The organism is Petrocella atlantisensis (genome assembly GCF_900538275.1).
Classification (GTDB): Bacteria; Bacillota; Clostridia; order Lachnospirales; family Vallitaleaceae; genus Petrocella; species Petrocella atlantisensis.
This window is the reverse complement of sequence record NZ_LR130778.1, coordinates 2,288,288-2,312,435: the sequence shown is the minus strand read 5'-3', so window position 1 is coordinate 2,312,435 and position 24,148 is coordinate 2,288,288. Positions and strand designations below refer to the sequence as shown.

The 24,148-nt window shown below is 39.2% G+C and carries 20 protein-coding genes; 6 read left to right on the top strand and 14 right to left on the bottom strand.

Annotated elements, in window-relative coordinates; all coding sequences use genetic code 11:
• Nucleotides 1-6: 6 nt before the first annotated feature.
• Nucleotides 7-1,413, bottom strand: coding sequence for a Fe-S cluster assembly protein SufB (sufB, locus tag PATL70BA_RS10715; protein WP_125137354.1), 1,407 nt, complete (start codon nucleotides 1,411-1,413; stop codon nucleotides 7-9).
• 10 nt (nucleotides 1,414-1,423) lie between these two features.
• The gene (sufC, locus tag PATL70BA_RS10710) at nucleotides 1,424-2,167 is read right to left on the bottom strand and encodes a Fe-S cluster assembly ATPase SufC (RefSeq protein WP_125137353.1); all 744 of its coding nucleotides are present in this window, start codon (nucleotides 2,165-2,167) and stop codon (nucleotides 1,424-1,426) included.
• Between the two features lie 164 nt (nucleotides 2,168-2,331).
• Here sufC and PATL70BA_RS10705 point away from each other — a divergent pair, with 164 nt between their 5' ends.
• Entirely contained in the window at nucleotides 2,332-2,886 is a 555-nt protein-coding gene (locus PATL70BA_RS10705; protein ID WP_172596211.1) for a CDP-alcohol phosphatidyltransferase family protein, read from the top strand.
• Nucleotides 2,887-2,939: 53 nt separating this feature from the next.
• Here PATL70BA_RS10705 and PATL70BA_RS10700 read toward each other — a convergent pair whose 3' ends face one another.
• The 4 genes from PATL70BA_RS10700 to PATL70BA_RS10685 form a co-directional block, all read right to left on the bottom strand.
• The gene (locus tag PATL70BA_RS10700; protein WP_125137351.1) at nucleotides 2,940-4,169 is read right to left on the bottom strand and encodes a DUF438 domain-containing protein; all 1,230 of its coding nucleotides are present in this window, start codon (nucleotides 4,167-4,169) and stop codon (nucleotides 2,940-2,942) included.
• On the bottom strand, nucleotides 4,166-4,405 hold the full coding sequence (locus PATL70BA_RS10695) for a DUF1858 domain-containing protein (protein WP_125137350.1): 240 nt from the start codon (nucleotides 4,403-4,405) through the stop codon (nucleotides 4,166-4,168). The genes PATL70BA_RS10700 and PATL70BA_RS10695 overlap by 4 nt, the downstream gene beginning before the upstream one ends.
• Before the next feature lie 117 nt (nucleotides 4,406-4,522).
• Entirely contained in the window at nucleotides 4,523-5,239 is a 717-nt protein-coding gene (locus tag PATL70BA_RS10690) for a Crp/Fnr family transcriptional regulator (RefSeq protein ID WP_125137349.1), read from the bottom strand.
• 4 nt (nucleotides 5,240-5,243) lie between these two features.
• The gene (locus PATL70BA_RS10685) at nucleotides 5,244-6,245 is read right to left on the bottom strand and encodes an aromatic acid exporter family protein (RefSeq protein ID WP_125137348.1); all 1,002 of its coding nucleotides are present in this window, start codon (nucleotides 6,243-6,245) and stop codon (nucleotides 5,244-5,246) included.
• A 73-nt stretch (nucleotides 6,246-6,318) separates the two neighbouring features.
• On the opposite strand from PATL70BA_RS10685, the gene PATL70BA_RS10680 reads away from it, so the two are divergent.
• On the top strand, nucleotides 6,319-6,999 hold the full coding sequence (locus PATL70BA_RS10680; protein ID WP_125137347.1) for an SOS response-associated peptidase: 681 nt from the start codon (nucleotides 6,319-6,321) through the stop codon (nucleotides 6,997-6,999).
• On the opposite strand, the gene PATL70BA_RS10675 is transcribed toward PATL70BA_RS10680, so the two are convergent.
• Nucleotides 6,994-8,214 carry a patatin-like phospholipase family protein gene (locus tag PATL70BA_RS10675; RefSeq protein WP_172596210.1) on the bottom strand — a complete coding sequence of 407 codons (1,221 nt, stop codon included), beginning with the start codon at nucleotides 8,212-8,214 and terminating at the stop codon, nucleotides 6,994-6,996. The genes PATL70BA_RS10680 and PATL70BA_RS10675 overlap by 6 nt on opposite strands.
• A gap of 279 nt (nucleotides 8,215-8,493) precedes the next feature.
• Between PATL70BA_RS10675 and PATL70BA_RS10670 the strand changes: the two genes are divergently transcribed.
• From PATL70BA_RS10670 to PATL70BA_RS10655, 4 genes are all read left to right on the top strand, one after another.
• Nucleotides 8,494-9,678 carry an HD-GYP domain-containing protein gene (locus PATL70BA_RS10670; protein ID WP_125137345.1) on the top strand — a complete coding sequence of 395 codons (1,185 nt, stop codon included), beginning with the start codon at nucleotides 8,494-8,496 and terminating at the stop codon, nucleotides 9,676-9,678.
• A 107-nt stretch (nucleotides 9,679-9,785) separates the two neighbouring features.
• Complete coding sequence (metH, locus tag PATL70BA_RS10665; protein ID WP_125137344.1) at nucleotides 9,786-13,430, top strand: methionine synthase; 3,645 nt, start codon at nucleotides 9,786-9,788, stop codon at nucleotides 13,428-13,430.
• A 511-nt stretch (nucleotides 13,431-13,941) separates the two neighbouring features.
• The gene (locus PATL70BA_RS10660) at nucleotides 13,942-15,627 is read left to right on the top strand and encodes a 2-oxoacid:acceptor oxidoreductase subunit alpha (RefSeq protein WP_125137343.1); all 1,686 of its coding nucleotides are present in this window, start codon (nucleotides 13,942-13,944) and stop codon (nucleotides 15,625-15,627) included.
• Between the two features lie 2 nt (nucleotides 15,628-15,629).
• The gene (locus tag PATL70BA_RS10655) at nucleotides 15,630-16,487 is read left to right on the top strand and encodes a thiamine pyrophosphate-dependent enzyme (RefSeq protein ID WP_125137342.1); all 858 of its coding nucleotides are present in this window, start codon (nucleotides 15,630-15,632) and stop codon (nucleotides 16,485-16,487) included.
• 321 nt (nucleotides 16,488-16,808) lie between these two features.
• On the opposite strand, the gene PATL70BA_RS10650 is transcribed toward PATL70BA_RS10655, so the two are convergent.
• The 7 genes from PATL70BA_RS10650 to PATL70BA_RS10620 form a co-directional block, all read right to left on the bottom strand.
• Nucleotides 16,809-17,588 (bottom strand): CPBP family intramembrane glutamic endopeptidase, encoded by a 780-nt coding sequence (locus PATL70BA_RS10650; protein ID WP_172596209.1) that lies wholly within the window; start codon nucleotides 17,586-17,588, stop codon nucleotides 16,809-16,811.
• A 29-nt stretch (nucleotides 17,589-17,617) separates the two neighbouring features.
• On the bottom strand, nucleotides 17,618-18,454 hold the full coding sequence (locus PATL70BA_RS16605; RefSeq protein WP_125137340.1) for a PaaX family transcriptional regulator C-terminal domain-containing protein: 837 nt from the start codon (nucleotides 18,452-18,454) through the stop codon (nucleotides 17,618-17,620).
• A gap of 500 nt (nucleotides 18,455-18,954) precedes the next feature.
• The gene (locus PATL70BA_RS10640) at nucleotides 18,955-19,983 is read right to left on the bottom strand and encodes a DMT family transporter (RefSeq protein ID WP_243115897.1); all 1,029 of its coding nucleotides are present in this window, start codon (nucleotides 19,981-19,983) and stop codon (nucleotides 18,955-18,957) included.
• 882 nt (nucleotides 19,984-20,865) lie between these two features.
• A complete protein-coding gene (locus PATL70BA_RS10635) occupies nucleotides 20,866-21,573 on the bottom strand; it encodes an LrgB family protein (RefSeq protein WP_330509871.1) in 708 nt (235 codons plus the stop codon).
• Nucleotides 21,561-21,908: a CidA/LrgA family protein gene (locus PATL70BA_RS10630; protein WP_125137338.1), complete on the bottom strand. Its 348-nt coding sequence runs from the start codon at nucleotides 21,906-21,908 to the stop codon at nucleotides 21,561-21,563. Before PATL70BA_RS10630 ends, PATL70BA_RS10635 begins: the two co-directional genes overlap by 13 nt.
• Before the next feature lie 60 nt (nucleotides 21,909-21,968).
• Complete coding sequence (locus tag PATL70BA_RS10625; protein ID WP_125137337.1) at nucleotides 21,969-23,216, bottom strand: glycerate kinase type-2 family protein; 1,248 nt, start codon at nucleotides 23,214-23,216, stop codon at nucleotides 21,969-21,971.
• A gap of 14 nt (nucleotides 23,217-23,230) precedes the next feature.
• Entirely contained in the window at nucleotides 23,231-24,139 is a 909-nt protein-coding gene (locus PATL70BA_RS10620; protein ID WP_125137336.1) for a dihydrodipicolinate synthase family protein, read from the bottom strand.
• Nucleotides 24,140-24,148: the final 9 nt, after the last annotated feature.

Here is a 24,148-nt window from a genome sequence, read left to right as displayed (position 1 = left end):
TGCCTCCTATCCAATGCTGCCTTCAAATTCCAGATTGATCAGTTGATTTAATTCTACTGCATATTCCAGAGGCAGCTCTTTGGTTATGGGTTCAACAAAACCTCTAACGATCATAGCTTTGGCCTCCACTTCACTAATACCACGGGACATTAGGTAGAAGATGGCCTCATCACTGATGCGTCCGATTTTGGCTTCATGACCGATATCAATGTCATCATTGGCAAGTTCTATGATGGGCAAAGTATCTGAAACCGATAAATTATCCAACATCAAGGATTCACAAGATACCGTGGATTTACAATGATGGGCTCCTGACGTCACCCGCATCAAACCTCTATAAAAAGCATGTCCCCCATCTTTTGATATGGACTTAGAATTGATGTTCGAAGTCGTATAAGGTGCTGCATGTATAACCTTAGAACCGGTGTCTAGGTATTGACCTTGTCCTGCAAAAGTTATGCCTGTAAATTCACACCTTGCTCTTTCACCTCTTAATATGCTCATTGGATAGAGCATCGAAACCCTTGAACCAAAGGATCCGGAAACCCATTCCATGGTACCGTCTTTATCCACTATCGATCTTTTGGTGTTCAGATTGTACATATTTCTAGACCAGTTTTCTATGGTTGAATAGCGCAATTTGGCCCCTTCTTTAACATTCAACTCAACACAACCGGCATGCAGGTTCACTACATCATACTTAGGCGCTGAACAACCTTCAATAAAGTGTAAACTGGCGCCTTTTTCTACAATGATTAAGGTATGCTCGAACTGACCGGCTCCCGGTGCATTCAATCTAAAATAGGACTGTAGAGGGAATTTCACTTCAACACCTTCGGGTACGTATACAAAAGATCCACCGGACCATACCGCACCATGTAGGGCAGCAAATTTATGGTCATGCGGTCTTACCAACTTCATAAAATAAGCTTTAACGATGTCTTCATGCTCTCTAACCGCCGTTTCCATATCTGTATAAATGACACCCTGCTTTAGCAGATTGTCTTGAATACTATGGTAGACCACTTCAGAATCATATTGGGCGCCTACCCCAGCTAAAGATTCACGTTCCGCTTTGGGTATGCCCAGTCGATCAAAGGTATTCTTAATATCTTCCGGAACATCATCCCAAGATGCTTTCATATCTGATTTTGGCCTAACATAAGTGACGATGTCATCCATATTTAGTTCACTAAGATCGGCACCCCAAGTCGGTACCGGCTTACTATTAAATATCTCAAGTGACCTAAGCCTAAAATCTGTCATCCATTCCGGTTCTTTTTTTTCTCTTGATATATCCCGGATAATCGCTTCAGTAAGCCCTGCTTCAGACTTATAAGCGGCAATATCCTCATTTTTTATATCATAGACGCCACGATCCACGTCTTCAATTACGGTTCTCTTTCTTTCCATTTTTTACCTCCTAATTGGTGTTAACCCCTGCAAAACCTTCTTCATCAATGGTGGCCGCCAGTCCTATGTCGCCTGTCTGAGTAATCTGGCCATCTTTAAGAATATGAACATAATCCGGCCTAATATAATCCAGTAGTTTTTTATAGTGGGTTATGATGATCATGGCATTATCTTTGTTAGCAAACTGATTAACACCTTCTGCCACCACTCTTATTGCATCCACGTCCAGACCTGAATCCGTCTCATCTAATATAGCTACTTTGGGATTAAGTACTTTCATTTGGAGTATCTCATTTTTCTTTTTCTCACCACCGGAGAACCCTTGATTTAGATATCTTTTAGCATAGCTTTCATCTATTCCAAGTGTCGTCATTTTTTCTTTTAAGAGTTTATTAAATGCGATTATTGATTGTTTTCTTGAGTCAACGGCATTCTTAGCTGTTCTAAGAAAGTTCTCTACCGTAACGCCGGGAATGACTTCAGGATACTGAAAGCTTAAGAATAGGCCTTTTCTAGCCCGCTCATCCACCTTCATTTCCAGGAGGTTTTCTCCTTCTAAGAAAGCATGTCCTCCGAGCACCTTATAATTGGGATGCCCCATGAGTGTATATGCCAGTGTAGATTTACCAGCACCATTGGGTCCCATAATAATATGAATCTCTCCTGCATGCACTTCCAAATCCACACCTTTTATGATTTCTTTGTTATCAATTTGGGCTCTAAGCCCTTCTATTTTTAGCAATAATTTTGACATAGTCACTTCTCCTTTATTTGATAATGATTATTATTTACATATTATAGCACTATAATATCGGTTTTGCACGGGTTATAATGCACAAACAATTTACAAGTTTAAACCGTTAAGCTATACTGTTTTTATAGGACCTTTATTACAATCGACCTACTATGGAGGTAAGAATGATGCTGAAGCACATACCTAACATACTCTCGACACTACGAATCGGCATGGTACCTCTGTTTGCTTATGTCTATTTTTCAGATCTGCCAAACGCCCACTATATGGCCCTTGGCATTTTTATTCTAGCCGGTATCACCGATGTACTTGATGGATTTTTGGCCAGGCACTATAACTTAATCACCAAGATTGGTACTGTGCTCGACCCTCTAGCGGATAAGCTTATGCAGCTCATGGCCATCACATGTTTGGCCATTGATGAAGCAATCCCTGTGTGGTTGACGCTCATCGTCGTTTTTAAAGAGTTAACTATGATTATAACCGGCATCTACATGTATTTCAGAAAAGAGAGCACCGTAATGGCTTCTAATTACTTTGGCAAAGCTGCTACTGTTTTGTTCTCCTTTGCTATTTTTATCACCATACTTTATCCGAATTCTTTAGCCAGCATTCTACTCATCGGATCTGCCATATTGCTAAAACTTACCGCACTCATATCCTATATCCGACATTATTTCATGGATGTTAAACCCAACTTGGGTAAGAATAAGGTATGAAAAAAGACGGCCACTAAAAAACAGTGACCGTCTTATTCTTTTTGGGCCAATGATTAATCTGTCATTAAGCGCTTTTCTCCTTCAAGTGCTAAGATTGGCTTAATATTTTGGGTAACTTCAAGAACGCCTAAGTAAGTACCTTCACTGTTTCTTACAGCATAATACCGAATATAGACAAATTGCTCACCCATTTTTATCCAAAAATCTTCGTGGCTTTTTCGACCGCTTTTTAAATCTTCAACAATTTTTTCAACGATATGGACACTTGCCGGTGGATGGCAATTGCTCACTTCCCTACCAATGATGGTCTTTGCTCTTGGAAATATACGCTCTTCCCCTTGAGAAAAGTACTTCACTAAACCATTAGCATCTACAAAAGTAACATCCAGTGGTAAGGTGTTCATAATAGCGTTAATTTCTTCTTGTGTCATTACCCCTGCATCAAACTTAATGAGTTTATTGTCTGCATCCAGACCACCAAATGGCTCTTCCTTAGACTTTGTCTCTGTACCCATATTAGGTTGCCATATTTTCATCGGTGGTTCAATCAAGTAGCCAAATTCATCACTACCTTCAAGCACTTCAAACCATTCTTCTTCAGTAAAGGTATCAATCACCATTGGGAATAATATATTTTCTTCTTTGAAAATCATTTCTTTTATTTTATGAACCGTTTCATGGATAGCATCAATAATATAATTAATATTTTCGCCAGCTTCTAGCTGTAAAGCGATGCCTTTTAATTCTTGTCGTACTTCATCATCGACACCCCACATGACTTTTGGTGGTGCCGTGATATCATGTTTTTCCATAATCGGAAAGAGTAGATTCTCTTTACGCGCATAGTGAATATCAATTTGTCTAAGTTGGTTTAAGATATTTTGTAGAGCATTCTTATTGGCTTGACTTTGTTCAAACTCATAAGCACTTAGAACTGGTAAAAGTTTTTTATCTATTAAAGATTCTATAGCCCTGTTTTCTTTTATAAAAGTACCTACCGGATGACCCGGAATCTGATGTTCCTCTTTTGGTGCGTGTATTTCTTCGATAGATCCTTTAAAGACCTCTGCATGTACATCACAAAGACTTTGTATCTCCTCAACCGGCATGCCCTCACGAATAAGAGCCGCTTCAAGATTACTGATCTCCGTGGGTGATACATGTTCAAAATGCTTTGCAAATTCCGCTTTAACATCATCTACCGTTTGTCCTTCGTGTAGTTTTTTGATCAGTCCTTTAAGTACTTCTTGTTTTTTAGATTGGTTGTCAATAAATTCACTCATTTTGGATCCTCCTTTGCCTCACCTATGTTATAACCTTGTTCAATAAATCTATTTTTAATGGTTGTGATGTCAATATTCTTCATTCTGGCGCCTTTGCTTATGGTCATCATCTTACCAACTGTATTCATCATCGCTGGCTTTGTAATATCCGTAAAACCCAGTGTATTCATGATTTCTATAATTTTCGGGTCTTCTTTACACAAGTCATAAATACTTTTGTTCAAATCAATGTACAAACAATCACCTCAGTTCGATTAACCGTTTTTTATCTTTCTAAAACTATTTTACATCATTATTATATAAAAACTGTGAGCCAGCGCACACTTTGTTATTATTTTGATTCTTAGGACACATTATGTTTTACTAAATCTATTTCTTAAAGCCCCTATATTTTCAATGTATATCTTTTTATTACCGATTATTTGAATCAACCCTTCTTCATCAAGGGCATTCATACTCCTGCTCACCGTTTCTCTGGTGACACCGATGTAACTGGCGATACCTTCTCGACTAAGGGGTAAAGCTACCATAGTTCCGGCTTCTTTTTCCCTCCCGAATTTATCCGCAAACTCAAGAAGCGCTCCAATAACTCTTATTTCAACTGTCCTTGTCCCCATTTGTTCGATGGTGTTCTCTAGACGTTCTAATTTCATCGTCAATTCTTCCATAATCTTTAAGCCTATTTCCGGATGATTCTTTATAAGTTGCCTAATATCCGCTTTTAAAATCATGCATACATGTACCGTTTCTAAGGCGACAATACTATAACTCGCCTTAAGGTTCGTAAGTAGATTCCTTTCTCCAAAAAAATCACCATCTGAATAGAGATAGAGAATCTGTTCTTTACCATCTATACTATATTTACAACCTTTGGCCTTACCTGAGTTGATGATGACCAACCGATCGATGGTCTCGCCTTCTGTCACAATAGCCTCGCCTTTGACATAACTTTTTCTAATGATAAGGTCGGTGATCTCATTAATCTCTTCTGTTGACATAGCACTGAAAATCGGAACACGTTTGGCACAAAGCTTATGCTGACAGTGTTCACATTGACGGGTGACTTGCATAAGGTCACTTCCTTTCCTTAATAATACTGTTTTCATGATGACAATAGACAATTGCACCATAATCCACCATAAATCTGGATTTTATCTCAATGAAATGTTCTAAGTCGTTTAAATATTGAAACAATACGGCTCTATGCTCGAATTCCTCTCTCGTGACGGGTAAGTCAGACGCTTTATAATGATTTTTTAAGTCTTTAAGAGCCCTTAATAAATCTTCACCATCGTTACACTCATTCAGCTCGATGACAAGTCGATGGGTAAAAGCACCGATAGGTAAGGCTTCCTTAACCGTTATAAATGACTCATGAAAGAGTTGATTCATATGTTTAAGCACACGGTACTGTTCTTTTCGCATTTGAAAATACTTGATAAAATAACGGTGATCCTTTAAGATATAGTTATTATGATAAATATAGGCCTTTTTTGTACCTTCATCCAGTTGTATTTTTAGGTCATCTAGTCGATCTGTAGATGCAGACTTATCCTGACCCATTAATTTTGCTTCAATCTGTTCAAGCACTCCTTTAATCCTATCTTCCACTTCCATTTGAAGCATTCGAATTTCATTCTCCAGATTGGGCATATGTAAGTTAAGAACCCAAGCAACTAAGACCCCAATGATGGTCAAGGCCATCTCATTCATGAGTATACCTACACCTAAGGACTGAAGGGTATAGATATGGGTTACCAAAACAGTATTCACCGTTAACGCTTCTGAGGCTTTGAGCCATGTCATCAAAGGTACATATAGTAGTAGAAAAAGCCCAAATACTAAGAGATTGTGTCCCAATAGGGCGAAAAGTATCGTAACAATGAGGATTGCCATTAATGAAGTCCAAATACGTTTGAAGCCTACATAAAGTGTTTGCTTTCTCGTATCTAGTATACTTAACATGGCAATAACGCCTGCCGTTGTACTATACATTAGGCCGATACCTTCCGCTAAAAATATAGCGCCGATAACACCCAGTGCTATTTTAACGGATCTATACAGCAACAGTTTCATGAATTTCTCCTCTCATACACTACTTTGGTTTTTTACTTTAACTATGATACAGATGAATTAAGGAGGTCAGCCCGTGTGTGGACATGTAACTCTAGAACTGGATATACAACTACTTAGAGATATCTTAAATGAAGCTTATGGTGTCAAGACAATGACCCTTAATCATTATAAGCCTAGGTACAACATAGCTCCAAGCCAACCGGTTTTATCCGTCATTAATGATGGTGTATCCAACCGTGCCGGTTACTTGAAATGGGGTTTTGTGCCTTCCTGGTCAAAAGACTCAAGTATTGGAAACAAGCTTTTTAATGCTAGAAGTGAGACATTGGCCCTTAAGCCCACTTTTAAAGACGCTTTTTCTACCAAAAGATGTTTAATCCTAGCTTCTAGTTTTTATGAATGGCAAAGTCATAGCTCAGATAAAACCCCTTATAGGATCGCCTTAAAAGAAAGTCCTCTTATGCCCATGGCCGGTTTATGGTCTTCCTATAAAACCCCAGATAACACCAAAATCTATACCTGTACCATTATAACCACCCAAGCCAATGACATGATTAAGAATATCCATAATCGAATGCCCGTTATTCTAAGTCCTAACCAACTAAATGCTTGGTTAAATCCCAAAAATAAGGATGTCTTGGCACTTCAATCGATGTTATCGCCTTACGCCTCAAAGAGCATGACCATGCATCCTGTTTCAACCCTTGTTAATAACGTAAAGATTGACCATGAAGATTGCATCCGTCCTTTATGATGTTGTGTCTTCATTTGAAGCCATCAGTACCAACCATTTCATCAGCAGTTCTTCTTTAAAGGTTTTTTGTACTAGGCTTTGTCTTCTAAGTACTTTGGGCATAAATTCTATATCGAAGGTTTTTTGTGGTGCTTTTGCACATTTTTTTAGAATTAAGTTTAAAAACGTCTCATAGTCATAGAACTTTAGACGCTCAATATTAGTCGCAGCTGCTAAGTATTCTAGGGCCCCTAGAACGATTTCACCATAAGACATGGATAGGTCAAACCCTAACATCTCACATAATTCCGATACAATGACTTCAAGCATAAGTCTTTTAGGATAACCGGTTTCATAACCAATAATCTTTCCCATGGTTAATATCTGCTCATCGGATAACTGAATCAATTTGTCAAAAAAAACAGATTCTTCAGGTATATCCGTTAGGTAGTAAGAGCTACCATAACACTTGCCATAAGACTTCATCGTGTCCAAATATCCCATTTTAAGATTATTTCTCGACCGTTCCTTATCAAATTCTAATAGCTTACCGACATCACCTGAAGGCTTAATTCTTCTTATAACCAGCTCTTTGTTCTTAACCGGTTGCTCAATTCCTATAGCGTTCAGTTCCACTGCAATAATCTCTTTGAAGCCTTTCTTGGCCAATAGATTAATGGGTAAGTTATCATAAAACCCTCCATCTAGGAATTTTTTCCCATCCAAGGTTTGAGATTTGAATCCGGGCAAAAATGAAGATGCCAATATATAATCTTTGATTTTCCCTTCTTCGATGTCTTTTACATATAGCTCCATAGGTTTTAGATCTGATAGCGAGACCGTTACCAAACCAAAAACAATATTTGAGCTACGCATACATGCTTCGTCGATTTCTTTCTCAATAAGATCCTTTAAAGGTTCAATATCAAGACCTTTTTGTCTGATTATTTTTTTTAAATACTCAAAATACATCTGAACATTTTTAATATCTATATCAAGGTTGATTAATTGTTTATACAACTCCGGATCATCTTTTATAACCAAACGCGGGTCTACATTGTACCAAAGATTATATGCCTCTTCAAACTTATCCTGAACAATAAGGGCTCCGTTTATGGCACCAATAGATGTGCCGGTTACACCCCCGATCTCAATACCTAATTCTCTTAGCGCTTTCCAAACACCAATTTGATAACCACCTTTTGCGCCGCCACCTTGTAAAACGATACCCACCATAAACATGCCTCCTTTTTCCATATTTCTATTATATCATAGCCACTAACATCCCTAACATTAAAAAATTTTGACGTTTTTTCTTGTAGGTGTTCATTTTTTATACGTTTATACCGATATTATGTGTAGAATATGAGAAATATTGGCTTATTTGAACGATTCGAATTGTATTCTCATTCCAGTTAGTGGTACAATATAGGCACAAGCAACTATCGGTAGTATGATTCAAAAGATATAATAGGTACGACACACTATACTCATGTCATCATTGGAGCAAAACTTATGGATGATTACACACTGCATAACCTTGGGCTAGGCGAGACAATTACAGATTCTGTTTATAATGATGAGGGTCACCTTCTAATCAGTAAGGGTGCCATTATTAGTTATGAACTTTTATCTAAGCTTAAGAAGCATAATGGTAATTATTTCAGAACGCTTGATCAACTATCTCAGTCTCTAAAGCCTGATGACCTTGTAAGTAAAGAAGATATGAAGCTTTCAGTTGAAGCTGTTCAGACGGTTTTTGTGGAGATGATTCACAATGATAAGACTGGCCTTAATCCTGCCATCCCTAATGAACACATTGATTTAGTGGTGAATGTTGTTGAATCTCTTATGGCAACTTTATATACATCTGAAAAACTTCTATATACCGTAACGGAACTCATGGATTCTGATGACTACACTTATAGACATAGTGTTAATGTGGCCATCTTAAGTATATTAACGGCCAAATCCATGCGCTACACTGAAAAAGAAATTAAGAATATTGCCCTAGGTGCACTCCTTCATGATATTGGCAAAGCTAAAGTGGTAAGCCTTGTCCGCAAACCAGCTGAATTGACTGAATTCGAGAAAAAAGAAATGAAAATGCACCCTGAGTATGGTTACCAAATGGTTAAAGATATTGAAACTTTGCCCTATTCTGTTAAGCAGATTATCCGCTATCATCATGAAAAAATGGATGGGTCTGGCTATCCTTTTGGCTTGGTAGGTATGGAGATTCCATTATATATCAGACTAATCACTGTTTGTGACATGTACGATGCCATGACATCTAACCGAACCTATCGAAAAAAAATGCCTATACATACGGCTCTTGAGATTCTCATGAAGGATGCCGTTTATAAAATTGACCCTGAGGTTTATCGTCAGATGACAAGTACCATCTGCATCTTTCCTACCGGACAGGGTGTTTTATTGTCCGATGGTAGAATTGGTATCGTTTCTCTTTATAGACATCAAAACCCCACAAGACCAAATGTCCAGATCATCGACTTCAATGTCAAAAAAGGAAGCATCGACGTCCAAGAGGTCGATCTAACCAAGCACTTCACCTTATTTATTATTGATACATGGAACCCTTCTGATTTTGCCAAAGATTTTAGAGCGACGATTGATCAGAATGCCTTCTACCAAATGTCCGCTGAAGAAAAAGAAAAATACGCTTCCAGTATTCTATAACCTTATTAAAAATTACACCAAAGCCTCTCATCTTGCACCGTATTAAAGTCCGTGGTATAATGCTATCAATCAAACCCTAGATTGCATCAAGGATGAGGAGCCTCAATATGAATAAAGATCAAATTATAAATATATTAAAATCCAGAATTCTCATACTCGACGGTGCCATGGGCACCAGCATACAAAGCTTTAAGCTCAGTGAAGCTGATTTTAGAGGTGCGCGTTTTAAAGATTACCCTTCTTCTCTTAAGGGCAACAACGACATTCTTGTTTTAACCAATCCAAAAATCATCGAAACCATACATAACCAATTTCTTGAAGCTGGTGCAGATATCATAGAAACAGATACCTTCAATGCAACCGGTCTTTCTCAAGCTGATTACGATACCCAAGACTACGTCTATGAAATAAATATGGCGGCTGCTAAGATAGCCAGAAAATGTGTTGATCGGTTTACCGAGTTAACGCCTGATAAACCACGTTTTGTTGCCGGTGCCATCGGACCGACCAACAAGACCCTTTCTATTTCACCGGATGTTGAGAATCCCGGCTATAGGGCCGTCACTTTTGAAGATGTTCATGATAATTATGTCCGTCAAATAGAAGGACTTATTGACGGCGGTGTGGATTTTTTATTGATTGAAACCATTTTTGACAGTCTGAATGCCAGAGCTGCCATCATTGCCTGTGAAACTGTTTATCAGCAAAAGGGTATTCAATTGCCCATCATGATCTCTGGAACCATAACCGACAAGAGCGGTCGTACCCTATCCGGTCAGACACTTGCGGCCTTTGTTGAATCTATGAAAAATGACCATGTTTTTTGTATCGGACTCAACTGTGCTTTTGGTGCTAAGGACTTAATCCCTTATGTCAAAGAAATAAGCCACTTGACCGATTTACCCGTTAGTGTTTACCCCAATGCAGGTCTACCAAATGAACTGGGCGAATATGATGAATTGCCTGAAGAAACCGCTACACTCCTTTTAGAACTGATTCAAAACGGTCATGTCAACATCGTAGGTGGTTGTTGCGGTACAACTTATGAACACATTAGAGCCATCGCTAGGACAGTAGAAAAAGGCCAACCCCATGTACCAAATCCAATAATGCCACAGACGACATTGGCCGGCTTAGAGCCTCTACATATTACGAAAGCCATTAATTTTGTTAATATAGGCGAGCGAACCAATGTCTCAGGCTCCAGAAAATTCGCCCGTTTAATCCGTGAGAAACAATATGAAGAAGCTTTGACCATTGCTCGCCAACAAGTAGAAAATGGTGCACAGATTATTGATATCAACCTTGATGACGGTCTCCTAGACGGTGAGAAAGAGATGGAGATTTTCTTAAAGCTTATTGGCTCTGAGCCGGATATCTCCAAAGTTCCTGTGATGATTGATTCCTCAAAATGGTCCATTATATTAGCCGGCCTTAAAGCCATTCAGGGCAAACCGGTTGTCAATTCTATTTCATTAAAAAACGGTGAAGAAGAATTTTTGTATCAGGCTAATATCATTAAGACTTTTGGTGCAGCTGTTGTGGTTATGGCTTTTGATGAAAAAGGTCAAGCCGATAGTTTTGCCCGTAAAATAGATATTGCAAAACGCGCTTATGATTTACTGACAAAAAAAGTAGGTTTTCCACCGGAAGACATTATATTTGACGTCAACATTCTTGCCATTGCCACCGGTATTGAAGAGCATAATAATTATGCCCTAGGCTTTATCTACGCCGTTGAATGGATTAAGAAAAATCTACCTCATGCCAAGACCAGCGGCGGTCTAAGTAACCTGTCTTTTTCTTTTAGAGGCAATGATACCATTCGTGAAGCCATGCATTCGGTTTTCCTCTATCATGCCATTAAGGTTGGTTTAGACATGGCCATCTTAAATCCGGGCTTGATTCAGATTTATGATGATATTGAACCCAAGCTTCTTAAGTTAGTCGAAGATGCCATTTTCAACAAAAGTGATACCGCTACAGATGCTTTGATTGAATATGCCAGCACAGCACAAGCCAAAAGTGGTCAAAATGAAGTAAAAGAAGACCCCTGGCGTCTTGAGGCTGTTGAAATCAGACTTAAAAAAGCGTTGGTAAAGGGCATTGCTGATTATGTCACTGCAGATCTAGAAGAAGCAAGATCATCCTTTCCTTCTGCCATTGACCTTATTGAAGGGCCACTAATGGCTGGCATGAGTGAAGTGGGTGACCTTTTTGGTGAAGGTAAGATGTTTTTACCTCAAGTGGTCAAGAGTGCAAGGGTTATGAAGAAGGCTGTTGCCCATTTACTTCCTTATATTGAAGCGGAAAATGTTACCTCAAAGTCCAATTCCTCCGGCAAAATCTTAATGGCTACGGTCAAAGGTGATGTTCATGATATTGGTAAGAATATTGTGAGTGTGGTGCTTCAATGTAATAACTTTGAGATTATTGACTTAGGTATTATGGTGTCACCGGAATTAATCCTAGAAACCGCTCAAAAGGAAAAGGTGGATATGATTGGCTTAAGTGGGCTTATCACCCCTTCCTTAGATGAGATGGTGACGATGGCTTCCATGATGAAAGAAGCCGGCATGACCATACCACTGCTTATTGGTGGTGCTACCACCAGTCGGCTTCATACAGCTCTAAAAATCTGTCCGGCTTATGATTATCCGATCATCTATGCCCAAGATGCTACCAAAGGCGTTGAAGCTGCCAAAGCTTTACAGAATGAAGATAAAAAGGCTGATTTTGTTGCCGATGTTTATAAGGAATACAAACGGATTGAAGATTTGTCCGGTAAGAACATAGCACCTCTTGTTACACTTGAAACCGCACGTTCTTTAAAGCCTAACTATGATTTTGGTAAGGGTGCCATCGTCAAGCCGACTTTTCTTGGAGAGAAAGTCATTGAGACCCGTATTGAGGCTTTGCTGCCTTATATCGATTGGACTTTCTTCTTTATGGCTTGGGAGATGAAGAAAAAATACCCGGAAATCTTAGAGGACCCAGTTGTCGGTCCTGAAGCTGTTAAGCTTTATAAGGATGCCCTTGATATGTTGGCTGATTTGAGTAAGAACAACGCCCTTACTTGCGAAGGTGTTCTTGGTTTCTACGAAGCTTATGAAGATGGTGATGACCTAGTTCTAAAAACGGATGAAGGTCCTGTTACCTATCATATGTATCGCCAACAGAAAAAAGGCTCTGATTATGTGTCTTTATGTGATTTTGTTGCTTCCAAAGATAGCGGTATAAAAGATTATGTTGGTGCTTTTGCAGTTACTGCCGGTATTGGCATTGAAGACATGTTAGCTACTTATGAGGCTGAACACGATGATTATAAGAGTCTTATGATTAAGATCTTAGCCGATCGTCTTGCAGAAGCTTTTGCCGAGAAGCTTCATGAGGATGTGCGAAAAAGCTATTGGGGTTATGCGACAAATGAAGACCTACCGCTTGATGAATTGTTAAGAGCTAAATACCGAGGTATTCGTCCCGCTTTTGGTTATCCTTCTCTTATTGATCATTCAGAGAAAAAAACTTTCTTTGAGATGATGCATGTGGAAGATCGTATAGGGATGACTTTATCAGAGAACTATATGATGATACCGGGGGCCAGTGTTTGTGGTTTATATCTGGCTCACAAGGACAGTTATTATTTTGATTTGTATCATATTGGTGAAGATCAAGTTATGGATTATGCTAGGAGGAAAGGTGTTTCTAAAGAGGAGGCCCAGAAACAGATTCGGACACGGATTAAGTATTAGGAACGTAAGACAAAATGAGTAATGTTTTGATAGAGGTCCCATGAAAACCCTTCCGCAGACTGTATGATTACGGTCTCCAATTGGTGCATCCATGCACCAAAAGTCGACGGTCAGCATCCATGCTGACTTGCTCCATCACACAGACCTGCTTCCAGGAACTTCATGGTCGATGTTGGCAAATAATATGGTTTTCTGTCAAAACCTAGTCGCACTCCTATAATAAAAAAATAAGTTATTAATGGGTCTCAAGTGATTATAAGCTTTGAGGCCTTTTTTATGTGCTATAAAATATAACTCAAGATACAAATGTGATTTTTTTAAGAGGTGTCCCATGAAAATCATATTGAAGTTAAACTTTTTTCTTTTTCTAATGGGTTGCATTTCCAATCGTGCTCGACTATAATTGTAATTAACTGATAATTAATTTCATTTACTATATATTTAACTAGATTCATCAATAATCTTTCGACTTGACGTGGTCGGACAATATTTTACTTTAGGAGGTACGAGAATGAAACAAGAACTTTCAATCGTTTTATCCGGCGAAGCCGGACAAGGCCTTCAAACCTTAGAAGATTTTTTGGTTAAGGCCATTTCAAAATCATATTATGTATTTGCTACTCAAGAAGTCATGAGCCGCGTAAGAGGCGGTAACAACACTTTGGAAATTCGTATTAGCAACGCTCCTGTTGCTGCTTATAGGTCACATATCGATTTCCTCTATCTGCTCAACAATCATAGCTTTTATCGTGTTACTAAAAGAGTTTCTGATGATTCCAAGATTTTTGGTGAAGAAGATTTTTTAAGTGATGAAGAGCGGGACCAATTGGTTGGTACTTTTGTACCTTTTACACTGAATGATTATGCGACGGAAGCAGGAAGTGTTCTTTTTGGTAATACAGTACTTTTTGGCCATATTGCCGGTATGCTGGCTCTAGATCAAGATCACTGTCATGCTTTAATTAAAGAGCGATTTTCACACAAAAATGATAAGATTTTAGATGGTAATATTGAAGCCTTTAAGACCGGTTATGAACTGGGACAGGCTTATCAAGAGCATCATGATTTGCAAACCCGAGACGATGAACCCCTTATGGTACTCTCCGGTAATGAAGCCCTTGGCATTGGCGCTCTTGGCGGTGGATGCAATTTCATATCGGCTTATCCTATGTCCCCAGGTACCGGTTTACTCACCTATTTGGCTGGCAAATCCAATGACTTCGGTATTTTTGTAGAACAGGCTGAAGATGAGATTGCGGCCCTTAACATGAACATTGGCGCTTGGTATGCCGGTGCAAGAGCTTTGACCACGACCTCCGGTGGTGGGTTTGCTCTTATGGAAGAAGCCGTGAGTTTATCCGGTATTACAGAAACACCATGTGTTGCTCATATCGCTCAAAGACCTGGGCCAGGTACAGGTTTACCTACAAGAACCGCTCAGGAAGACCTAAACTTAGCAGTCTATGCCGGTCATGGTGAATTCCCCCGTATAATATTCTCACCCGGACATATGAGAGATGCTGTAGAACTGGCTCAAAAAGCCTTTTACTTTGCTGACAAATATCAAGTGCCTACTTTTTTATTAACCGATCAATTCCTAGTTGACTCCAAATTCCAGATGGCACCTTTTGAACTGGATGCAAAATACCTGGAATCTTCGATTGTTAAAAGCACAGAAGATTATAAAAGATATACCCTAACAGAAGATGGTCTTTCTCCTAGATCCATTCCGGGTTTTGGCGACGGACTGGTTAAGTGCGACAGTGATGAACATGTTGAAGAAGGTACCATTACAGAATCTTTTGATGTTAGGATTCAAATGAATGAAAAACGTTTATCTAAAAAAGACTTACTTATGGCAGACTATCAGTACCCTGAATTGATTGGCCCAGAGTCTTATAAGAAACTCATTGTCGGATGGGGCTCTACTTATGGTGTTCTCAAAGAATATGTAGACCAGTACGGTGATGGTGAAACCGCTTATTTATATATAAAGCAACCTTTCCCACTCCATCAAGATATTAAAAAATATTTTGATCAAGCAGATACCATCATCAACGTTGAGAACAATGCATCGGCTCAATTCTCCAAAATTCTTTTATTAGAACTTGGTGTTACCGTGAATCAAAATCTATTAAAATACAATGGCGAACCTTTTTCTATTGAAGAAGTCGTTGCCTATATGAAGGAGGTATAATCATGAAACATTTTGAAATGGATCAGTCAACAGATATAGCATGGTGCCCCGGTTGTGGGAACTTCTCCATCCGTAAGGTCTTAATAGAAACCCTGCAAGAAATGGATCTAAATCCAACCCAAGTGGTCATGGCCTCCGGTATCGGTCAAGCGGCTAAAATGCCCCAATACATTAATACCAATTATTTCAATGGTCTTCATGGTAGAGGTCTACCGGTAGCCGTCGCTATAAAAGCAGCCAACCCACATCTAACAGTCATTGCAGAAGGCGGTGACGGGGATATGTATGGCGAAGGCGGTAACCATTTTATCCACAATGTCAGGCGTAATCCGGATATTGTCCACATCGTTCATGACAACATGGTCTATGGCTTAACAAAAGGACAAGCAGCACCGACCAGTCCCTTAGAATTCAAGACCCCTGTCCAAGTCAACGGCGTCATCAACGACCCCATCAATCCTTTACCTGTAGCCATGACCCTTGGCGCCACTTTTGTTGCCAGAGCCTTCTCCGGTGACATGGAGGGACTAAAGAAAATTCTAAAGGCTGCTTTTGATCATGAAGGCTATGCCCTCGTTGATGTCCTTCATCCCTGCGTTACCTTTAATAAGGTCAACACCTTTAAGTGGTATAAAGAACATAGTTATCCACTTGAAGAAGGTTATGACTCAAGTGACTTTGAGTCAGCTATGAAAAAAGCCCTAGACACAGAGAAATTCGCATTAGGTGTCATCTATCAGAATAAAAACAAAGTCTCTTTCAACAATCGTACTTGGTTATATCAACAAGATGATACACCGATTGTTCAGCGTAAAAGAGACATCGATAAGGTTAACGCTTTACTGAGAATAGAAGCATGATAAAGGGGGCTATTTCCCGATCAATATCATTAAGTTAAGATAACAGAATGAGATCTCTATATCAAACAATGATATTGGGGTCTTTTTTCTGTTATTTTACAATAAATTATACCAATCCACCAATTGGAGTATGTTCACATTCTTGCGCTTCCATGTTCGTGACCTTTTCAGGTTTATGGCTTTCCACTCATCAACTACATATTTTTTATTTTTGATATATTCTACGCTTCTCCCGAGTACTGCAATTACGGCCATTAGATCATGAGACCTAGGATTATTAATACAACTATTTAATACCCTCTAATTTTTGTTATTCAGCCTTCAAATATTGCTTTGGCGGTTTTGACTTCCGCCATCCCCTGCGGCTTTCTTCTGTTTCTTCCTGTACATATTATGAATTGCCACCAGTCCCAATACTGCGAGGAAGATGACCATTGTGAAACCTATGATGGCTTCAAAAGGAATGGTAAGTCCGTCTTTGATGTTTGTAAAAATCGCACCCATTGGCGTAAGCAGAGGGAATAGGATAAACACGTTGCTTGTTAAGCGGAAGATGGTCGAGTAAATGAGGCCGATAATAAGCAACATCAGATATTCTGAGCCTGCCATGCCGTAGCCGATATGATAGAAGCAGTAGATTACCGCACTTAATATGATGCCAGGGATGACGCCGAAGCTTTCCTCAAATCGTAGCTGTGCGAAGCCTCTAAAGAAGATATTTTCAAAGAAACCTACAGTAACAGCCATGCAGGCCAAAGGAAAAAACAAGTTGAAATCGGGCAATACCAGATTGCCAAGTGTCAGGAAGTATTGAATAACCGAGAATACAAGGGACAGGCCAATGCTAAGCATCAGCTTCTCTTTTTTAATGCCCAAAACAGATAGCGGGCGTTTCATAATCAGTGTATTATATAGAGCGGGAACCAATATTCCCAATAGCAAGATGCCGACAACACCGAAGGTAATGAATTGACCTGCAACATTTTTGATTGTTATGATCTGAAAAGAGAGATAGAATATTGCAACAATAAGAGTATAGTTGATAAGAACTACTGCCAAGTCTTTTGTCGGTTTGAACTTAAAAAGATTCTGGATTTCCACAATAATTTTCCTTTCACATATAAAATTCTTTAATTGAAATCTTTGAGATACTCCCATGACGTGCTTTCAAGTATCTTCTGCAGATCGTGCATGAGCGCCGTTGCCTGATCCCCAGGCCACTCTGGTAACAGCATTCGGGGTAGCATCGGGTCCCCCGTCGCAATGGAGAAATACGCATATCCCAACCCGTGCAATACTTGTAACGCTTTACCTTCTTTTACGGTGGATAGGTCTTCATTAAGTTGATCCAACATGGGTTGATAGGCGTTTACAAATTCTATATATTTCTTTGCTAGCTTGGGAAGCCCATAGGTCTTATCTAAAAACCTTCCCATGTCCATGCTCACTTCAAGTTCTCCATATACAGATGCCATATCTGCCTCAACACCGATATCCCCGAGAATGGATTTTACTGTATCATCTCGATTATTGGTGCTAAGCCATGTCTGTGTGTTAATCTGTACATACCCTGCCTGAAGTAGCTTTTCACTCAACTCACCCCTTTTAGTTGAGTCGTTCAGAGATATGTGGATAAAATGCCATTTACCCTCCCATGGTATTTTTCGAAGAGCAAATCGCTTCCAGCAAGATTGCGCATCTACGTTCCATGCTTGAATAAACTGTAGAGCTACCGGCGTCAAAGTATACACCACCTCTTTACCAGGCTTACTAGTTTCTAGTATCCCAGCCTTGCAGGCACGTGATAGGGCCATGCGTGTCGCTGTCTCCGTCTTGTTAAACTTGCTCATAATTTGAAGCAGGCTGGAAAGATGGAAACTTTTTTTATGGATTCTCGAATATCCTATATTGTAAACGAACAGCAGGTTGCTGGTTGAACTGTTTTCTTTGCGTAAAATGACTCTCATAATCAATGCTCCTCTCTTTTACAGTATAACGTTTGATTATAGTTATTATTATAAGTTATAACATATAGATTGTCAATTATATTTTATGTTATTTATTTTTTCTAATCCTCTCAGTTAGCAAACCCTACTTTGCGTTTACTACATTGGTTAAGCAACTGATCTGCACCTTCTCAATCACTATCATACTAAAGCTAACTAGAATATTATCACTGATGATATTTACCGCAAACGTAAAGAAAAGCAAAAAGTTCAGTTATAAAATGCAGGGCTGGATGAAGTGAAAAATCAATTGTCAATTTAGGTTCCTTTATGCTGGAGTAGCTGATAGAAAAGGCTACTCTTTACGATGATAATTTACAGTGTATAAATGTCCGGTATAACAATGGATGTAAATGAATAGGCCCAAAAGCGATTAAGGCACTCTACGCTGATTTGGTTACATCGCAGGGTGCCTTCCTTATTTATACTTTATTCTATTTATTATATCGTTTCGTCTATTTCTATTTATGTTGGTGAAAATGTTTATTGTTCGACATAATATGTTTATGCTTATGTGAATGTTCTATTTCGTGGGTATGTGTGCTTCCGTTATGCGTGTGCACAAAGATATGTGTATGAATATGGGAGTGATTCAAAATCATTGTATCAATGACTACCAGTGCAGAGCCTACTAGCATGATAAACAGAGCAATGAGATAGTATTCATTGATTGATTCACTCAAAATAATAAACGATAGTAGTGCTCCAACAAACGGTGCGATTGCATAATAAGCGCTTGTTTTTGACGCTCCAAGTTCTTTTTGTGCTCTGACATACATGAAAATACTTAGCCCGTATGCTATGAATCCTAATAGCATTGCGTATGCTACATAGAATAATTGCGGAAAATGCTCCCTCCGAATCAACGCAACAAGGAGAGATCCAATCCCGGAGAATATCCCTTTAAGTATTACAATCTGAAATGTACTTTTTGATGAAAGCTTCCTCGTACAGTTATTCTCAAATCCCCAGCATATGGCAGCAGCAAGAATAAATATCGAACCATATGAAAAATGAAGGCTTGACACGTCCTCAAAGGACAACAGCATACTTGAAAGAGTAATCAGCACAATCGCCGCCCACAAACGCAGAGAAATTAATTCCTTGAAGACAACCAACGCAATAATCGAAGTAGCAACAATCTCAAAGTTAATTAACAGGGATGCATTTGCCGATGTTGCACTTGTCAGTCCCATCATTAATAATATTGGCGCGGCTATATCTAACACTACCATTCCAATTGTATATGGCAGATCTTTTTTTGAAAGTTTTTCTTCTGTGGTCTTCCGTTTTTTCTTACCTAGGAGATATATTACTCCAATGCCGATTCCTGCACCGAAGTAAAGAAATGACGCCATATATGTAGGCTCAATTTTTGTCAACAGCAGCTTGGAAAAAGGCATATTTATTGCATAGAATACAGCTGCCAATACAGCATATACTGTAGCTGTAACTTTCTTTTTACCCATATAGGTCACTTCATAATTCATATTTTCCACCAACTTCCATCCTGAACACACGTCAAATTATGACCGCTTAATAGCTCTGTCACATTCAAAATCATGTCTTTGATCTTATTCTCACAGAGCGATGATTTCATGATTATATACTTGGGACTTTTACTTTTGCTTTCAAACCACAAAGAACCTTTATATCAAGTCTTTTTCACACACTTTTTATTTACCCCAGGCATCAATACTACTGTCTCAACGTTACTTATTTAGGGCGTAGTTAAATACTAGTTATTTATCGTTTGTTGTGTAAGTAGACAATTTACCACTTTAATTATACCAGATGGATTGGCAATTCTCTCATAGTATTCTCCATAAAATTTCTTCGCTGCTTTGAGCACAAAAGTAATCACGTACAGATTTGAATTTCCATCTTCATCTGCTACATCAATGACATCAAGATAAAAATATTAGAAAAAGTAAAGGCTATAGCACATTCAAGGCTTTTCCGTACTACTTATACTTTTATAATAACAGAGGTATAATGTAATATCTTTTTCATGAATGTCCTAAATCAATTTTACATTTTCCGGTAAAATCTTTTTCGGGATTCATAACAAAAAGCGACGAGATCTATTCCATTTCCTCAATTGCATTAAACAATAATTTCTTTGCAGTTGAAACAAAGTACTCTTTCATGTGATAACCTCCTAAAATATAATTTGTTCAAGAGGCTTCGCCACATTATTTTAAAAAATTTTCAAGTTATTTATATTTTTTTAAAAAAGAGCCTTATGTTTTTATAAACACAAAACTCTTCATTCTTTTCTTAACTAAATGACATTGATTTCCCGGTAGCCCCTTTTATGTTGAAATTTAAACAAGGTGTAACGTGCGAAGCTACACTTCTTTTGCTATAAACTAAAAATAACCTAGCAGTCGAATCACCAAGGGCGCCAGTATGACGGTTACCAATCCTGCTATGCCTATGGATAAGCCACTCATGGCACCTTCTACCTCACCCATTTTAATGGCTTCACCTGTTCCAAGGGCATGGGCTGATGTGCCAATTGCCACGCCAATGGCGACAGAATCCTTAAGTCGTAATACTTTAAATACAAGTCTAGCTATGATGGCACCGGTAATACCGGTCATGACAATGGCCGCTACGGTAATCTCCGGTATACCGCCAATCTGCTTAGATACTTCTATCCCAATGGGGGTTGTTATAGATTTGGGAACCAGAGATAGACCTAATATATGCTCAATATCAAATAACTTTGACAGTAGAATGACCGATAGAATGCTCACGAAGGAACCGATGGTTATGCCTGCTAGTATGGGTATGCCATTTGCTTTAAGCAAGACTCTATTCTTATAAAGTGGCACGGCCAAAGCAACCGTTGCAGGTCCTAGGAAAAAACTTATGATTTGCCCACCTTGGTTATAAGTTTCAAGATCTATATTTAAGAATGTCAGTATAAGGATAACCAGAATGATGGCAATTAACAATGGATTGAGTAGTGATATTTTAGTTTTCATATTAATCCAAATGCCGATTTCAAATGCCATTAAGGAAATAAGTACCCAAAAAATGGGTGCTGTTAGCAGGATATCTATGTCATCCACCTCCTAAGAGCATGAACCACGAATGCCGTCATCACCATGACCAGAATCGTTGTAACAAGGGCTATAAAAACCAATATATGCCAGCTTTCTCTTAGCATGCCCGTTACAGCTAGCAAACCAACGCCTGCCGGTATGAACAAGATGGCAAGATGATTCAGTAGAAATTTGCTAATCCCTTCAACTTGATCTAATTTGACGAGACCGGTTTGAAGGGCCATCAACATAAGTATCATACCCATAATGTTGCCTGGTATGGGTATCTTAAAAACTTTATTAAGAATCTCACCCAGTACCACCATCAGTAGTAATATGATAATCTGTCTAATCCATTTCATAGAGATGCCTTTCTTTATGCAAACATGATTCTAAATGTTTCTAATTACTTGTCTGTCTATTTATTTACACAGCAGAACGATGAGATCATTCACGTTGGTACCGGTCGAACCGGTCATAATGAGATCGCCGCTGGCTTGAAGTGCATGGTAAGAATCGTTGTTATCCAAATAAACTTCCGGTTCCATGCCGGTTGCTCTGATCTTCATTGCGGTGGTGCCGTCCAACATACCCCCTGCAGCGTCTGTAGGACCGTCCGTTCCATCTGAACCGACAGAAAAAATCAAAGTACCTTCAAGACCTTCTATACCTAGGGCTGCAGACAAGGCCAGTTCCTGGTTGCGTCCGCCCATACCTTTACCGATAATTCTTACCACTGTTTCACCGCCTACAATCATGGCAATTGGTTTTTTGAGATGGGTTTTATGACTATGTATTTCTCTCGCAATGGCGGACAAAAACTTACCCGCCTCTTTGGCTTCGCAGTCTAAGGTGGAGGATAATATAATCGGCTGATAACCCAGAGCTTTTGCTGATTCAGACGCAGCGTCACATAGAGCGCTAACACTACCGGTTATCACCGTTTCACAGTTGGTTATTTCTTTCGGTGTCTCAATGCTTAGAACCTCTAACATCTCATCTGTAACCGTCAAATCATACTTATTAATGATTTTAAGGGCTTCTTCAGAGGTGGATCCATCCGGATAAGCCGGCCCTGAGGCGATGGCGTCTAATCGATCACCAATAACATCAGATAGGACTATGGCAAAAATAGACGCTTTTTTACAATGTAGGGCGAATTTGCCACCCTTCACCCCTGATAGATGCTTTCTAACCGTGTTAATCTCTACAATATCAGCGCCACATCCTAAGAGTTGCTCCGTTATATCCATGATGTCTTCTAACATAATACCGGGCATTGGCTTTTCAAAAAGGGCTGAACCACCTCCTGATACAAGCAAAATAACATGGTCTTCTTCACTTAGATTTTCGACCAATGCGATGGCCTTTGAAGCACCTAATACTGAATTTCCATCCGGAATCGGGTGGCCGGCTTCAACAATCTCAAAACCGTCAATGGGTCCTTTTGCGTGGTCATATTTGGTAATAACAAGACCGGCATCTATTTGTTGACCTAAAGTTAGCTGTGTTGCTTTTGCCATATTCCATGCTGCTTTTCCAATGGCAATTACAACAACTTTTCCTGAGAATTTCCTATTTTCAAGGGCTTTGATTACTGCCGCTTCCGGCAATACGGCTTCTATGGCGCTCCCTATAATTGTATTACCATCTTCTCTCATTGTTTTCATTCATCTATCACCTTTCAAATCGAGGGTTCAATCAAGTCCAAATTCACAAGCACTTTTCTTATGTCATTCATTCTACTGTCACTACAATGGTCTATAGGCTTAATAGGATGACCCACCTTTAGACCTAACAGGTTCATACAATCCTTCATAACTACTGGAAAACTGCCATAGCTGTAAGTGTTTCTGAGGGGTATAAGCTTGTATTGGTCTTCCATGGCCCCTTTTAAATCGCCTGCCATATATTTTTCATAGATGGATACGACCAGTTTAGGTGCCACATTAGCGGTACCGGCAACGCATCCTACACCTCCATAAGCTAAAGTACCATAGATATAATAATCTGTTCCGCTTAGAACCTTAAAGCTTGAAATGTCTTCCGTTACTCTAATATATTCAATGGTTTGTGCAAAATCTAAAGATGTATTCTTTACGCCAATAATATTTTCTATTTGCGCCAGTTTTCTTAGTAATGCTGAAGAAATATTGTTGGTGGTTTTACCAGGATTGTTATATAAGATTACCGGTATTTTAATAGCGTCTGCTACGGCTTTAAAATGATGCAACATCTCTTCTTCATTGGGATTGATAAACATAGGGGTCAGTAAAGTGACCGCATCTGCACCTGCCGCTTCAGCCATTTGAGCTGTTTTTATACAAGCACTGGTAGTGATTGCGCCTATTCCGGCGTAAACCGGTACTCGCTTACCTACATGGGCTACGGTGATCTCTACTGCTTTTTTCTGACTGGCTTCATCAAGGGCATAGAACTCACCATTGCTTCCAAGAACAAAAATACCATGGACACCACCTTCAAGAACATAGTCAATGACCCTCTTAAGCCCTTCTTCATCCACCTTTTCATTTTCATCTACCGGCGTGATAATCGGTGGAATCACGCCTTTTAAATCATCTATGCTAAACATTTACTACCT